The organism is Trujillonella humicola (assembly GCF_046233715.1).
GTDB lineage: Bacteria > Actinomycetota > Actinomycetes > Mycobacteriales > Geodermatophilaceae > Trujillonella > Trujillonella humicola.
The window spans coordinates 117841-132025 of record NZ_JBJNRJ010000001.1 but is presented as its reverse complement, the minus strand read 5'-3'; the positions used below and the strand labels follow the sequence as shown (position 1 = coordinate 132025).

Genomic DNA, 14185 nt, shown 5'->3' with positions numbered 1-14185 from the left:
TCTCGCCGGTCAGCGCAGCGGGCGCAGCGGCAGGTGCTCGGAGAGGTCCGCGCGGTTGCCGCTCGCGCTGACCCGGCCCTCGGCGACGGCCTCGGCCCACGTGACCGCGCCGGTGGCCAGCCGCAGCCAGGTCGCGGCGTCGGTCTCGACCACGTTGGGCGGGGTGCCGCGGGTGTGCCGGGGGCCGGGGACCAGCTGGACGGCGACGTGCGGGGGCACCCGCAGCTCCACCGACCGGCCGGGCACCTGCTGCGCGAGCCAGCGGGTGCTCGTCCGCACCGCCGCGCTCAGCACGGACCGCGGCGGCTGCTCGGCCTCGCCGGCCAGCCAGGGGCGGACGGCGTCGACGGCGGCGCGCAGCTCCTCGGCGGGGATGGGGGCCGTGCCCGCCATCAGCTGGTGGGGACCGTCCCGGCCGGGACGGTGCCGACGGCGTCCTCGGGCGAGCCGAACAGCGCGGGCAGCGTGGCGCTCCAGGCAGCGCGCAGCTCGGCCAGCGGCAGCTCGGGCAGCCCCTCGACGGCGAGCGCGTCCCCGCCGGTGGTGCCCAGCTCGGTGACCTGCACGCCCGCCCACCGCGCGGTGGCGCGGACGGCGTCCGGGTCGGTCGTGGTGACCAGGGCGCGCGCCGCGGACTCGCTGAACAGCGCGACGAACGGGTCGCCGTCCAGGCCCAGCCGGGCACCGACGCCGTAGCGCAGCGCCGACTCGGCGAGGGCCTGGGCCAGCCCGCCGTCGGCGAGGTCGTGGGCGGCGGTCACCTGCCCCTCGCGGGACAGCGCGGCCAGCACCTCGCCCAGTGCCCGCTCGGCCTCGAGGTCGACCGCGGGCGGGCGGCCGCCGAGGTGGCCGTGCACGACCGACGCCCAGGCCGAGCCGCCGAGCTCCTCCCGGGTGGTGCCGAGCAGCAGGACCGTCTCCCCGGCGGCGCGCCAGCCGGTGGGCACCCGGCGGCGGACGTCGTCGTGCACGCCCAGCACGCCGATCACCGGTGTCGGGTTGATCGCGACGTCGCCGGTCTGGTTGTAGAGGCTGACGTTGCCTCCGGTGACCGGCAGCCCCAGCGTCCGGCAGGCGTCGGCCAGGCCGCGCACGGCCTCGGCGAACTGCCACATCACCTCGGGGTTCTCCGGTGAGCCGAAGTTGAGGCAGTTGGTGACGGCCAGCGGGGTCGCTCCGCTCACCGCCACGTTGCGGTAGGCCTCGGCGAGGTTGAGCTGCGCGCCGGCGTAGGGGTCCAGGCGGGCGAACCGGGCATTGCCGTCCAGCGCCAGGGCGACGCCGCGGTGCGACTCCTCGTCGATGCGGACGACGCCGGCGTCCTCGGGCTGGGCCAGGACGGTGTTGCCGCGCACGTAGCGGTCGTACTGCTCGGTGACCCAGCTCTTGTCGGCGCCGTCGGGGCTGGCGACGACGGCGAGCCAGTGCGCCTGCAGCTCCTCCGGGGTGCCCGGCCGCGGCAGCCGGGCGGCGTCGTCGGCACGCAGGGCGTCGAGGTCGGCCGGGCGCGCCGTCGGCCGCTCGTACACCGGGCCCTCGTGGGCGACCGTCCGCGGCGGGACGTCGACGATCCGCTCGCCGTGCCAGTCGACGGTCAGCCGGTCGCCGTCGGTGACCTCCCCGATGACCGCGGCCAGCACGTCCCACTTCCGGCAGACGGCGAGGAACGCGTCGACCTTGCCCGGCTCGACGATCGCGCACATGCGCTCCTGCGACTCGCTCATCAGGATCTCGGCCGGGGTGAGCGTCGAGTCGCGCAGCGGCACCCGGTCGAGGTCGACGTGCATGCCGCCGGTGCCGGCGCTGGCCAGCTCGGAGGTGGCGCAGGACAGGCCGGCGCCGCCGAGGTCCTGGATGCCGGTGACCAGGTCGGCGGCGAAGATCTCCAGGCACGCCTCGATGAGCAGCTTCTCGGTGAACGGGTCGCCCACCTGGACGCTCGGGCGCTTGGCCGGGCCCTCGGCATCGAAGGTCTCCGACGCGAGCACGCTGACCCCGCCGATGCCGTCACCGCCGGTGCGGGCGCCGAACAGGATCACCTTGTTGCCGACGCCCTCGGCCTTGGCCAGGTGCACGTCCTCGTGCCGCATGACGCCGACGCACAGCGCGTTGACCAGGGGGTTCCCCGCGTAGCAGTCGTCGAACAGCAGCTCGCCGCCGATGTTGGGCAGGCCCAGGCAGTTGCCGTACCCGCCGACGCCGGCCACGACGCCGGGCAGCACGCGGGCGGTGTCGGCGGCATCGGCGCGGCCGAACCGCAGCGAGTCCATCACGGCGACCGGCCGGGCGCCCATGGTGAGGATGTCGCGGACGATGCCGCCCACACCCGTGGCCGCGCCCTGGTAGGGCTCGACGTAGCTCGGGTGGTTGTGCGACTCGACCTTGAAGGTGACCGCGTAGCCGTCGCCGACGTCGACCACGCCGGCGTTCTCGCCGATGCCGACCAGCAGCGCGTCGCTGCGCGGCAGGTCGCCGAAGCGGCGCAGGTGCACCTTGGAGCTCTTGTAGGAGCAGTGCTCGCTCCACATGACCGAGTACATGGCCAGCTCGGCGGTGGTGGGCCGTCGGCCGAGGATCTCGCGGATGCGGGCGTACTCGTCGGGCTTCAGGCCCAGCTCGGCGTAGGGCTGCTCGTCGTCCGGCGTGCCGGCGGCCAGCTCGACGGTGTCGAGCCGGTTCGCCAGCCGGCCCAGGCCGGTGTCGAGGTCGGAGAGCCCCGCGGTGGCGGACTCGCTCATGCGCTGACGACCGCCTTCAGGACGCTGGTGAAGAAGCCCAGGCCGTCGGTGCTCGGACCGGTCAGCTCCTCGACGGCATGCTCCGGGTGCGGCATGAGCCCGACGACGCGCCCGTTCTCGCTGGTCACGCCCGCGATGTCGCGGAGGCTGCCGTTGGGGTTGCCGCCGACGTAGCGGACGGCGACCCGGCCCTCGCCCTCCAGCCGCTCGAGGTCGGCGGGCGCGGCGACGTAGCGTCCCTCGCCGTTCTTCACCGGGACGACGATCGTCTGCCCCGGCGCGTAGGACGAGGTCCAGGCGGTGTCGGCGCGCTCGATGCGCAGCTGCTGGTCGCGGTTGCGGAAGTGCAGGTGCGCGTTGCGGTGCAGGGCACCGGGCAGCAGGCCCGACTCGCACAGCACCTGGAAGCCGTTGCAGATGCCGAGCACGGGCAGGCCCCTGCCCGCCGCGGCGACGACGTCCTGCATCAGCGGCGAGCGGGCGGCGATGGCGCCGGCGCGCAGGTAGTCGCCGTAGGAGAAGCCCCCGGGGAGGACGACGGCGTCGACGTCCTTCAGGTCGTGGTCGCCGTGCCACAGCGCGACGGGCTCCCCGCCGGCCAGCCGGACCGCGCGGGCGGCGTCGACGTCGTCCAGGGAGCCCGGGAAGGTGATGACACCGATGCGCAAGGGGGATTCCTCAGTCGGTCGGGAGGTGCAGCTCGACGTCCTCGATGACGGGGTTGGCGAGCAGGTTCTCGGCGATCTCGCGGAGCTCGGCCTCGTCGGGCGTGCCCTCGACCTCGAGGACGAAGTGCTTGCCCTGGCGGACGCCGGTCACCCCGCTGTGGCCCAGCCGGCCGAGGGCGCCGAGCACCGCCTGGCCCTGGGGGTCGGAGATCTCCGGCTTGAGGACGACGTCGACGACCACCCGCGGCACGGTTCCCGAGCCTACCCGGCGCTCCGCAGCGTCCCGACCGCCGGTGGGTAGCCCTCCGAGTGCGACGAAGTCGTGGCCATCGAGGCCCGACGACCACGAGTTCGTCGCACTCGATGGCTCAGGACCGGGCCAGGGCCGCACGGATCACCGCCACCACCCAGGCCGGCCGGCCGAGCACGTCGGCAGAGCTGAAGCGCAGCACTGTCCATCCGGCGAGGACCAGCCCGTTCTGGCGCCGCAGGTCGACCACGAAGGTCCGCCGGTCGCGGTGCACCTCGCCGTCGAACTCCACCATGACCCGCTGCTCGGGCCAGGCCAGGTCGACAGCCCCGACGCGCTCCCCGCTGACGTCGAGGACGACGTGCTGGAGCACCGGGCGTGGCAGTCCTGCCTCGTGCAGGACCCAGCGCAGCACCGACTCCATCGGCGACCCGGCATCGCCGTCGGCGACCGGCAGGACGCGACGGGCGGTCCGCAACCCACGGGCGCCGGCCGCCGAGTCGAGCAGACGCTCCAGCGTCGCCACCCGGACCCCGCGTCGCAAGAGCTGGTCGGTGACCGCGAGCAACGACGGCGCGGTGAGGCAGCTGGCGAGGTCCAGCCAGGTGCGCTCCAGCGAGGTGACGGGAACGCCCTTGCGCCGCACCGAGTGCTCCGGCAGCAGCCGGGTGCAGTGGATCCTGCGGTCCGCCCGTGACCGCACCCGTCGACCCGGCGGCACGGTCAGGTGGACGCGCGGGTCGTCGGCCACCAGCGGTACCGCCAGTCCCCACAGCGTCGCGGCGGTCAGGTGGCTGACCACGGCCTCCGGCGGCGCCCCCAGGAGCACCGCCGCGATGCGCCCGCGCAGGTCGGCAGCCACCTCTCGCGGGAGGTAGGTGTCCCGTGAGCTGCGGACCGTGTCGGGGTGCCGCAGCTGCCAGTCGCTGATGCCGTCCCGTCGGGCACGACGGCGATCGGTGGGACGGCGGACCCGCGGCGGAACCTGTGGGGTGGGCATCGGCGGAGCCTGCCGAGATGCGGCCTGATGCCGCTCGCGTCGTCCACAGCCCTGCCGAGTGCGACGAACTCGTGGCCATGCGGTGCCGATGACCACGAGTTCGTCGCACTCGGCGCGGACGACCGCTGTGGAAGCGAAGGAGTCAGCCGAAGCGCCGGCCGGTGAGCTTCTCGTAGGCGGTGACGTAGCGCTCGCGGGTCGCGGCCACCACGTCGTCCGGGAGCTGCGGCGGAGGGGAGACGCGGTCCCATCCCGACGACGTCAGCCAGTCGCGCACGAACTGCTTGTCGTAGGAGGGCTGGACGGCGCCGGGCGACCAGGTGATCGCCGGCCAGAAGCGCGAGGAGTCGGGGGTGAGCACCTCGTCGCCGAGGGTCAGCCGTCCCTCGGAGGAGAGCCCGAACTCGAACTTGGTGTCGGCCAGCACGATCCCGGCCTCGAGCGCGATCTCCGCGCCCCGCCGGTACAGCGCCAGGGTCAGCTCGCGCAGCTCCCCGGCCCGGTCGGGACCCACCAGCGAGACGACGGTGGCGAAGTCGATCGCCTCGTCGTGCTCCCCCAGCTCGGCCTTGGTGGACGGCGTGAAGACCGGCTCGGGCAGCCGCGAGCCCTCGACCAGCCCGGCGGGGAGGGCGACGTCGCGGATCGAGCCGGTCCGGCCGTACTCCGCCGTGCCCGAGCCGGACAGGTAGCCGCGGGCCACGCACTCGACCGGCAGCATCGACAGCCGCCGCACGAGCATCGCCCGGCCCGCGACCTCCGCGGGCACGTCCGTCGCCGACACCAGGTGGTGCCCGGCACCGGACTGCGCCAGCACCGGCGCCAGCTGCTCGAACCACCACACGCTCAGCGCCGTGAGCACCCGGCCCTTGTCCGGGATCGGCGTCGGCAGCACGTGGTCGTAGGCCGAGATGCGGTCGGAGGCGACGAGCAGCAGCCGGTCGGAGCCGGCGTCGTAGACCTCGCGCACCTTGCCGCGGGCGACGAGCGGCAGGTCCAGCATCAGCTCAGCGCCGCGACGCGGTCGAACAGCGGGCCGAGCTGCTCGACGTAGCGCTCGGGCCGGCAGATCTCGTCCAGCCGCGCCTCGTCGAGCGCGACCCCTGCGGTGCCGGCGCGGGCGCGCAGGGTCTCGCGGAACGGGGTCCCGGTGTTCCACGTCTCCATGGCCGCGCCCTGCACGAGCGCGTAGGCGTCCTCCCGGGACAGCCCGCTCTCCACGACCTCCAGCAGCACCGAGGACGTGTAGATCAGCCCGCCGGTCAGGTCGAGGTTGTCGCGCATCCGCTGCACGTCGACGACGAGGTTCTCCACCAGACCGGTGGTCAGGTGCAGCAGGTAGTCGGTGGTGATCGCCGCGTCGGGCAGGAACACCCGCTCGGTCGAGCTGTGCGAGATGTCCCGCTCGTGCCACAGCGGGATCCCCTCCATCACCGGGACGACGGCGGCGCGCACCACGCGCGCGAGCCCGGCGATCCGCTCCGAGCGGATGGGGTTCTTCTTGTGCGGCATCGCGCTGGAGCCCTTCTGGCCCGAGCCGAACGCCTCCGACAGCTCCCGCACCTCGGTGCGCTGGCCGTGCCGGACCTCGAGCGCGACGGTCTCGCAGACGGTCGCGATGATCGCCAGCGCCGCGACCCACTCGCTGATCGAGTCGCGCAGCACCACCTGGGTGGAGGCGTCGGCCGCCGTCAGCCCCAGCGCCTCGGCGACCGCCGTCTCCACGGCGGGGTCGATGAGCGAGTAGGTGCCCACCGCGCCGGAGATGGCGACGACACCCACCCGGTCGCGGGCCGCCCGCAGCCGGTCGCGGGACCGGGCGGCGGCGAACGCGATGTCGGCGACCCGGTGCCCCCACACGTCCGGCTCGGCGTGCACGCCGTGCGTGCGGCCGACCTTGATCGTCTCCCGGTGGGCCAGGGCGTGGTCGCGCAGGACGGCCACGAAGCGGTCCATGCGGGCCAGCAGGAGGTCGGTGGCCTCGGTGAGCTGCACCGCCAGCGCGGTGTCGAGCAGGTCCGACGACGTCATGCCGTGGTGCACGTAGGCCGCGGCCGAGCGGGGCTCGGTGTTGTCGGCCCAGGCGGAGAGGAAGGCGATGACGTCGTGCTGCGTCGTCTCCTCGATCTCGGCGACGCGGGCCGCGCTCGGCGGCGGCGCGTTGCGCACCGGCTCGACGACGTCGGCCGGCACCCGGCCGGCGGCGGCGTGCGCCTCCAGGACCAGGGTCTCCACCCGGCACCAGAGCTCGTACTTGTGCTCGTCGCTCCAGACCCGGCCCATGGCGGGGAGCGTGTAGCGGTCGATCATGCGGGTACCGCCCGCATCCGGTCAGCTCGTCGCAGCACGGCGACAGTCTTCCGCAGCGCTAACGTGATCATGGAGCCGCCTGTCGGCCGGATGGGAGGACACCATGCTGCGACGGGCGAATGCGCTGGTCGACCGGGCCCGCGCGCGGATCCGCGCCGCCGCCGAGGCCGACCCGCACGGGTGGCACCGGCGCGACGAGGACCGCTCCATCCTGGTGCAGGACGACGAGGACGACGCGTACGACGTCCCCCTGGCGGAGGGGGATGCGCCCGCCGGCGCGACCCGTCCCCCGCTCGGCAGCCCCGAGCCCGGTGCCCCGGACCTGGACGGCGCCATCGGCCCCGGCGGGGTGAGCGGCCCGCCGGCCGGGGGCTCCCGCCGCCGGGCCCAGCCGCGGCGCCCGGTGGGCGAGGCGAGCGTGCCCAGCGCGTTGCGGACCGCTGCCTCCTGGTCGTGGCGGTTGATCGTGGTCCTCGTCGGCGGGTACGTGCTGCTGTACGCCGCGGCCTACGTCGCCGTCGTCGTGGTCCCGGTGATCGTCGCGCTGCTCCTGGCCGCGCTGCTGCAGCCCGGCGCCGCCGCGCTGGTCCGGCACGGGTGGCCGCGGGCGCTCGCGGCGTTCGCCATGCTGCTGGTCGGCCTGGGTGTCGTCGCCGGCATCATCACGCTGGTCGTCGAGCGGTTCCTCGCCGGCTTCGAGGACCTGTCGGCGCAGGTGTCCGCGGGGCTCGAGCAGGTGCGCAACTTCGTCGTCGACACCTTCCCGGTGACCGAGACCCAGTTGGACCAGGCACTGGCGCAGGCGCAGGACTTCTTCGCCGGCAACCAGGAGCAGATCGCCTCCGGCGCCATCGACACCGCGGTGACGGTGGGCGAGGTCCTCACCGGCTTCGTCCTCGCGCTGTTCACGCTGTTCTTCTTCCTCAAGGACGGCCGCTCGATCTGGCTGTGGATGGTCGGGCTGTTCCCCCGCGACGCCCGCGCCTTCCTGGACGAGGCCGCGCGCCGGGCCTGGCGGACGCTGATCTCCTACGTCCGCGCGACCGTGGTGGTTGCCCTGGTCGACGCGGTGGGCATCGGCATCGGCCTGGCGATCCTCGGCGTGCCGCTGGTCGTCCCGCTGGCGGCGCTGGTGTTCCTCGGGGCGTTCATCCCGATCATCGGCTCGTTCCTCGCCGGCTCGGTCGCGGTGCTGGTCGCGCTGGTGTCGGTGGGCCCGATCAAGGCGCTGATCGCCCTGGCGATCGTGGTGCTGGTGATGCAGCTGGAGGGGCACGTGCTGCAGCCCCTGCTGCTGGGCCGGGCGGTGCACGTGCACCCGCTGGCCGTGGTGCTCGCCATCGCGGCCGGCCTGCTCATCGCCGGGATCTTCGGCGCCCTCATCGCGGTGCCGGTGGTCGCCTGCGCCAACGTCGCGGGCACCTACCTGGCGCGGCGGCACGAGGGCCCCCGCCCGCCCGAGCCGCGGCCCGACCGCGCCCGGCCGGCCGTCGGCGTCCGCGGCTGACGGCCGACGGCTGGGCTACGGGACGGTGATGCGGCCCTCGACCGCGGCCAGCGCGATGTCGCTGCGCCAGTGCGCGCCGGCCAGCCGCACCCCGGCGACCCGCTCGTAGGCGGCCCGGCGGGCCGCGGCGAGGTCCGATCCGGTCGCGGTGACGGCGAGGACGCGACCGCCGGCCGAGCGGACGGCCCCGTCGGCGCCGACCGCGGTGCCGGCGTGCAGCACACCCTCGGCGTCGGCGCCGGTGACCGGGTCCCCGGTGCGCGGCCGCTCCGGGTACCCCTCGGCGGCGACGACGACGGTCACCGCGGCGCCGTCGGACCAGCGCAGCGGCGGGTGGCCCGCGAGCGTGCCCGTGGCAGCGGCGTGCAGCAGCCCGGCCAGCGGCGTCTCCAGCAGCGGCAGCACGACCTGCGTCTCCGGATCCCCGAAGCGGGCGTTGAACTCGACGACGCGCACGCCGCGGGAGGTCAGCGCGAGACCGGCGTACAGGAGCCCGGAGAACCGCTCCCCGCGGCGGGCCATCTCCTCGACGGTCGGCTGCAGCACCGTGTCCAGCACCTCCTCCACCAGGCCCGGCGGCGCCCAGGGCAGCGGTGCGTAGGCCCCCATGCCGCCGGTGTTGGGGCCGGCGTCACCGTCGTCGCGCCGCTTGTGGTCCTGGGCCGGCAGCAGCGGGAGCACCGTCGTCCCGTCGGTGACGGCGAACAGCGACACCTCCGGGCCGTCCAGGTACTCCTCCACGAGGACGGCGCCGCCGGCCTCCAGCACCGCCCGCCCGTGGGCGAGCGCGGCGTCGCGGTCGGCGGTGACGACGACGCCCTTGCCGGCCGCGAGGCCGTCGTCCTTCACCACGTACGGGGACCCGGGCGCCAGCGCGCCGGCCTCGTCGAGCGCCGTCTGCAGCTCGGCCGGCCCGCCGACGGGCCACGACCGGGCGGTGGGCACCCCCGCCGCCGCCATGACGTGCTTGGCGAAGAACTTGCTGCCCTCCAGCTGCGCGGCCTGCGCCGAGGGGCCGAAGCAGGCGATGCCCGCCTCGCGTACGGCGTCGGCGGCGCCGGCGACCAGCGGCACCTCGGGCCCGATCACGACGAGGTCGGCGCGCCAGCCCGCGGCCAGCGCCGCGATCGCGACGGGGTCGGACGCGTCGAGCGCCGCCGGCTCGGCGATCGCGCGGGTGCCCGCGTTGCCCGGCGCGCAGCCCAGCGCGGTCACCGCGGGGTCGGACTGCAGAGCCACGCACAGGGCGTGCTCCCGGGCACCGGAGCCGATCACGAGCACGCGCACGGACGGCGACCCTACCGAGGTGCGTGGCCGGCCGGTCAGCGCAGCCGGTTGGGCTGCGCCCGCATGGCCTTGTGCAGGGACCGCACCCGGGCGTGCTCGGCGGCGCGGGCCCGGGCGTCGGACCGCAGTGCCTGGCGGCGCGCCTCCGCCTGCAGCTTGCGCCACCCGGACAGCCGGCCGGCGTCCAGGAGGCCCTCCTCGACCGCGGCCACGACCGCGCACCCCGGTTCGCTGCGGTGCCCGCAGTCGCGGAAGCGGCAGGAGAGCGCCAGCTCGGCGACGTCGGCGTAGGCGGTGTCGACCCCCTCGTCGTCGGCCAGGGCGAGCTCGCGCATGCCGGGGGTGTCGACCAGCAGCCCGCCACTGGGCAGCCGGTGCAGCTCCCGGGCCGTCGTCGTGTGCCGGCCGCGGCGGTCGGCCGCGCGCACCGCCCCGGTCGCCACGAGCGGCTCCCCGGCCAGCGCGTTCACCAGGCTGGACTTCCCGACGCCGGAGGGCCCGACCAGCGCCCCCGTCCGGCCCGGGCCCAGCAGCGCGCCGACCGCCTCCACGCCGGCACCGGTCACCGCGCTCACCGCGACGACCTCCACCCCCAGGACGGCCGCGGCGACCTCGCCGACGGCGGCCGGGACGTCGTCGCACAGGTCGGCCTTGGTGAGGACGACGACCGGCTCGGCGCCGCTGCCCCACGCCACCGCGAGGTAGCGCTCGATCCGCCGCAGCCGGACGGGCCCGTCCAGCGCATCGACCACCAGCACCGTGTCCAGGTCGGCGGCGACGACCTGGGGCGCGGACGTCCGGCCGGCCGCGGTGCGCACGAACGCCGTCCGCCGCGGCAGCACCGCGACCGCGAGGTCGCCTCGCAGGGCCACCCAGTCGCCCACCGCCGGGCCGGTGCCCTCGTGCAGCGCGGGCGCCGGGTGCGCCCGCCGTTCGCCGCCGGCCGCGAGCACGGTCAGCAGACCGCGGTCGATCCGGGCCACCCGCGCCGGCCGGGTGCCGGCGGGCAGGTCGGCGGCCCGGGCGTCGTCCCATCCGAGCAGCGCGAGGTCGTCCACGCCGCCCGATGGTGGACCGGCGCACCGCCGTTGTCGTCCGGATTTCCACCCGGGGCCCGGTCGAGGTCCGGCTCCCGCGGGCCGGCACGGGGGCACGGCCGGGCCCACACGCGACTTTCGTCACACGCGCCCCGTGGGTCGGCGCCGTGACCAGCGCGTCCGCCGAATCGTGCGGGAAACGCCGCGCGGCGTTCGCCGCGCGTCCACCTGGGTGGGGTGTCCTTGGGTCATGCACGCGACCGTGTCGCAGGCAACCAGTCCTGCGACCCGCTTCCCCCGTCCCGTGATCGTCGGCCACCGCGGCGCCCCGGCCTACCGCCCGGAGCACACCGCCGCGAGCTACGAGCTCGCCATCGACCTCGGCGCCGACCTGATCGAGCCCGACGTCGTGGTCAGCAGGGACGGCGCGCTCGTCGTCCGCCACGAGAACGAGCTCTCCCGGACCACCGACATCTCGGTCCGACCCGAGTTCGCCGACCGCCGCACGACCCGGGTGGTGGGGGACAAGGAGCGCACCGGCTGGTTCGCCGAGGACCTGACCCTCGCCGAGCTCCGCACGCTGCGGGCGATGGAGCGCATGCCGGACATGCGCCCGCTCAACACCGCGTACGACCGGCGGTTCGGCATCCTCACGCTGGCCGAGGTCGTCGAGATCGCCCGCCGCCGGTCGACCCCCCTGCGGCCGATCCGCGTGCTGGCCGAGCTGAAGAAGCCGACCTGGTCAGCCGGGCAGGGCCTCCCCATGACCGAGCTCGTGGCCGCCGAGCTGCGCCGGCTGGACGCCGTCTCCCCCGACGGCACGGTGATCGTGCAGTCCTTCGACGCGCCCGGGCTGCGCGCCCTGCGCGCGCTGCTCGGGGACGACGGGCCGACGATGTACCAGCTCGTCGACGACGTGCCCGACGACGACCAGCTGCTCACCAACGCCGGGCTGCGCGGGATCTCCACCTACGCGCAGGGCATCGCGCCCAGCCGGCACCGGATCCTGCCGCGCGACGCCGAGGGGTACCTGACCGGCGTGACCGACCTCGTCGCCCGGGCGCACCAGGCCGGCCTGGCGGTGGTCCCGTGGACGCTGCGGGCCGAGAACCTCTTCCTGCCGCGGCACCTGCAGCTCGGCGACGACCCGGCCGCTCCCGGCGACGCCGCCGGCGAGGCGCGTCTGCTGCTCGGGCTGGGCGTCGACGGCCTGATCACCGACTCCCCCGAGGTCGCCGTCGCCGTCCGCGAGGAGATCGCCGCGGTCCCCGCCGCCGCCTGAGCGGAGTGCAGGAGGCGAGGTTTCCTCGCTTCCCGCACTCCGCTCAGCCGATGAGGTCGTGCAGGACGACGTTCTCGTCGCGGCCGGGCCCGACACCGATCACGCTCACCCGCGCCCCGGCCAGCTCCTCCACCCGGCGCACGTAGGCCCGCGCGTTCGCCGGCAGCTCGTCGAAGCTCCGGCAGTGCCGGATGTCCTCGAACCAGCCCGGCATCTCCTCGTAGACCGGCGTCGCGTGGTGGAAGTCGGTCTGCGTCATCGGCATCTCGTCGTGCCGGACGCCGTCGATCTCGTAGGCCACGCAGATCGGCACCGTCTCCAGCCCGGACAGGACGTCGAGCTTGGTGAGGAAGTAGTCGGTGATGCCGTTGACCCGGCTGGCGTACCGCGCGATGACGGCGTCGAACCAGCCGCAGCGGCGATCCCGCCCGGTGGTCACGCCGACCTCGCCGCCGTGCTTGCGCAGGTACTCCCCGTTGGCGTCGAACAGCTCGGTGGGGAACGGGCCCGAGCCCACGCGCGTGGTGTACGCCTTGAGGATGCCGACCACCCGGGAGATCCGGGTGGGTCCGATGCCGCTGCCCACGGCCGCGCCGCCGGCGGTCGGGTTGGACGACGTGACGAACGGATACGTGCCGTGGTCGACGTCCAGCAGGGTCCCCTGCGACCCCTCCAGCAGCACCCACTCGCCGGCGTCCAGCGCCCGGCCGAGCATCAGCCGGGTGTCGGCGATCCGCTGCTTGAGCTGCTCGGCGTAGCCCGCGTACTCCTCGACGACCTCGTCGACGTCGATGGCCCGGCGGTTGTAGACCTTGACCAGGACCTGGTTCTTCTCCTGCAGCGTGCCCTCGAGCTTCTGGCGCAGGATCGACAGGTCGAGCAGGTCGGCCACGCGGATGCCGGTGCGGGCGACCTTGTCGCCGTACGCCGGCCCGATGCCGCGCCCGGTGGTGCCGATCTTCCGCTTGCCCAGGAACCGCTCGGTGACCTTGTCGAGGGCACGGTGGTGGGGCATGATCAAGTGCGCGTCGGCGGAGATCACCAGCCGCGAGGTGTCGACCCCGCGCTCCTCCAGTCCCGTCAGCTCCCGGATCAGCACCTCGGGGTCGACCACGACGCCGTTCCCGATGACCGGGGTGCAGCCCGGCGTGAGGATCCCCGAGGGGATCAGGTGCAGCGCGTACCGCTCGCCGTCCGGCGTGATCACCGTGTGGCCGGCGTTGTTGCCGCCCTGGTAGCGGACCACGTAGGGCACGCGGCCACCGAGCAGGTCGGTCGCCTTGCCCTTGCCCTCGTCGCCCCACTGGGCACCGATCAGCACGACAGCCGGCATCGCTCGTAGATCCCCTCACACTGCGGAACCGGTGATGACCGGCCTGGCAGTGGCAGGGTAATCGCATGCCCCCGCTCGAGTTGGACCTGCGCGGTCTCGCCCCCGACGAGGCGCCCGCCTCCGCCGCCGTCGCGGGCGCACCGGAGGCGCCGTCGCTGCTCGTCCGCGGCCCGGTCCCGGCCCTCGCCGGCGTGCTGGCCGCGCTGAACGCCGCCTCCCGCACCGCCGACGTCGTCGTCTCCTGGGACCCGGCCGACGACAAGCTCTCCCGCGGGCTGGCGCGCGACCTGGGCATCGGCACCGGCGGCCCCGAGCGGGTGATGACGCTGGTCCGGGACGACCACGGCGGCGTCCTGCTGCACTCCGGCCGGGTCGAGCCGGCCGGGGACGCCGACGACGGCCGCCCCGGCCGGATGTTCCGCCGGCACCGCTTCGGCGCCCAGGCCCACCACGACGACGCGAAGGTGGCCGACGGGATGATCACGCGGATCACCGCCCGACCCGACTGGCGGGCGGTGGACACCATGCGCGTCGTGGTCACCACGCTGCCGATGCGCCCGGCGAGCCTGACCCGCGGCCGGGCCCTGCAGATCGCCTGCGATCCCGCCCGGGTCACCCGCGACGGCGTCCCCTACCCCCGGCCGGTCACCCGGTGGACCTGGTTCTCCGACGACCGCGTCCGCTGGCGGCTGCAGCCCTGACCGCGCCGGACCGGCCCGGTGGCGGCCAGCGGCGGTCGTGGACACTGGTGCCTTCTCCCCGCAGTCGAGGAG

Annotated in this window: 13 protein-coding genes; 3 read left to right on the top strand and 10 right to left on the bottom strand. The window is 75.1% G+C overall.

Annotation, left to right across the window (positions count from 1 at the left end; genetic code table 11):
- Window positions 1-9: 9 nt before the first annotated feature.
- The 7 genes from ACK586_RS00660 to purB all read right to left on the bottom strand — a co-directional run bounded on the left by ACK586_RS00660 (window position 10) and on the right by purB (window position 6966).
- A complete protein-coding gene (locus ACK586_RS00660) occupies window positions 10-393 on the bottom strand; it encodes a sterol carrier family protein (RefSeq protein ID WP_409328530.1) in 384 nt (127 codons plus the stop codon).
- The gene (gene purL, locus ACK586_RS00655; RefSeq protein ID WP_409328529.1) at window positions 393-2738 is read right to left on the bottom strand and encodes a phosphoribosylformylglycinamidine synthase subunit PurL; all 2346 of its coding nucleotides are present in this window, start codon (window positions 2736-2738) and stop codon (window positions 393-395) included. The genes ACK586_RS00660 and purL overlap by 1 nt, the downstream gene beginning before the upstream one ends.
- The gene (purQ, locus tag ACK586_RS00650) at window positions 2735-3406 is read right to left on the bottom strand and encodes a phosphoribosylformylglycinamidine synthase subunit PurQ (RefSeq protein ID WP_409328528.1); all 672 of its coding nucleotides are present in this window, start codon (window positions 3404-3406) and stop codon (window positions 2735-2737) included. The genes purL and purQ overlap by 4 nt, the downstream gene beginning before the upstream one ends.
- Before the next feature lie 10 nt (window positions 3407-3416).
- Window positions 3417-3656, bottom strand: a complete 240-nt coding sequence (purS, locus tag ACK586_RS00645) for a phosphoribosylformylglycinamidine synthase subunit PurS (RefSeq protein WP_409328527.1) — start codon at window positions 3654-3656, stop codon at window positions 3417-3419.
- 118 nt (window positions 3657-3774) lie between these two features.
- Entirely contained in the window at window positions 3775-4656 is an 882-nt protein-coding gene (locus tag ACK586_RS00640) for a DUF559 domain-containing protein (protein WP_409328526.1), read from the bottom strand.
- 142 nt (window positions 4657-4798) lie between these two features.
- Window positions 4799-5659 (bottom strand): phosphoribosylaminoimidazolesuccinocarboxamide synthase, encoded by an 861-nt coding sequence (locus ACK586_RS00635; RefSeq protein ID WP_409328525.1) that lies wholly within the window; start codon window positions 5657-5659, stop codon window positions 4799-4801.
- On the bottom strand, window positions 5659-6966 hold the full coding sequence (purB, locus tag ACK586_RS00630) for an adenylosuccinate lyase (RefSeq protein WP_409328524.1): 1308 nt from the start codon (window positions 6964-6966) through the stop codon (window positions 5659-5661). The genes ACK586_RS00635 and purB overlap by 1 nt, the downstream gene beginning before the upstream one ends.
- 103 nt (window positions 6967-7069) lie before the next feature.
- Here purB and ACK586_RS00625 point away from each other — a divergent pair, with 103 nt between their 5' ends.
- Window positions 7070-8473: an AI-2E family transporter gene (locus ACK586_RS00625; RefSeq protein ID WP_409328523.1), complete on the top strand. Its 1404-nt coding sequence runs from the start codon at window positions 7070-7072 to the stop codon at window positions 8471-8473.
- Window positions 8474-8488: 15 nt separating this feature from the next.
- On the opposite strand, the gene purD is transcribed toward ACK586_RS00625, so the two are convergent.
- Together purD and rsgA are read right to left on the bottom strand one after the other, a co-directional pair.
- Complete coding sequence (gene purD, locus ACK586_RS00620; RefSeq protein WP_409328522.1) at window positions 8489-9760, bottom strand: phosphoribosylamine--glycine ligase; 1272 nt, start codon at window positions 9758-9760, stop codon at window positions 8489-8491.
- 35 nt (window positions 9761-9795) lie between these two features.
- A complete protein-coding gene (rsgA, locus tag ACK586_RS00615) occupies window positions 9796-10818 on the bottom strand; it encodes a ribosome small subunit-dependent GTPase A (RefSeq protein WP_409328521.1) in 1023 nt (340 codons plus the stop codon).
- Between the two features lie 229 nt (window positions 10819-11047).
- Here rsgA and ACK586_RS00610 point away from each other — a divergent pair, with 229 nt between their 5' ends.
- Window positions 11048-12079: a glycerophosphodiester phosphodiesterase family protein gene (locus tag ACK586_RS00610; RefSeq protein ID WP_409328520.1), complete on the top strand. Its 1032-nt coding sequence runs from the start codon at window positions 11048-11050 to the stop codon at window positions 12077-12079.
- Between the two features lie 43 nt (window positions 12080-12122).
- Here the strand turns inward: ACK586_RS00610 and ACK586_RS00605 are convergent, their stop codons facing one another.
- Window positions 12123-13412, bottom strand: a complete 1290-nt coding sequence (locus ACK586_RS00605) for an adenylosuccinate synthase (RefSeq protein WP_409328519.1) — start codon at window positions 13410-13412, stop codon at window positions 12123-12125.
- Window positions 13413-13477: 65 nt separating this feature from the next.
- On the opposite strand from ACK586_RS00605, the gene ACK586_RS00600 reads away from it, so the two are divergent.
- The gene (locus tag ACK586_RS00600; protein ID WP_409328518.1) at window positions 13478-14113 is read left to right on the top strand and encodes a hypothetical protein; all 636 of its coding nucleotides are present in this window, start codon (window positions 13478-13480) and stop codon (window positions 14111-14113) included.
- Window positions 14114-14185: the final 72 nt, after the last annotated feature.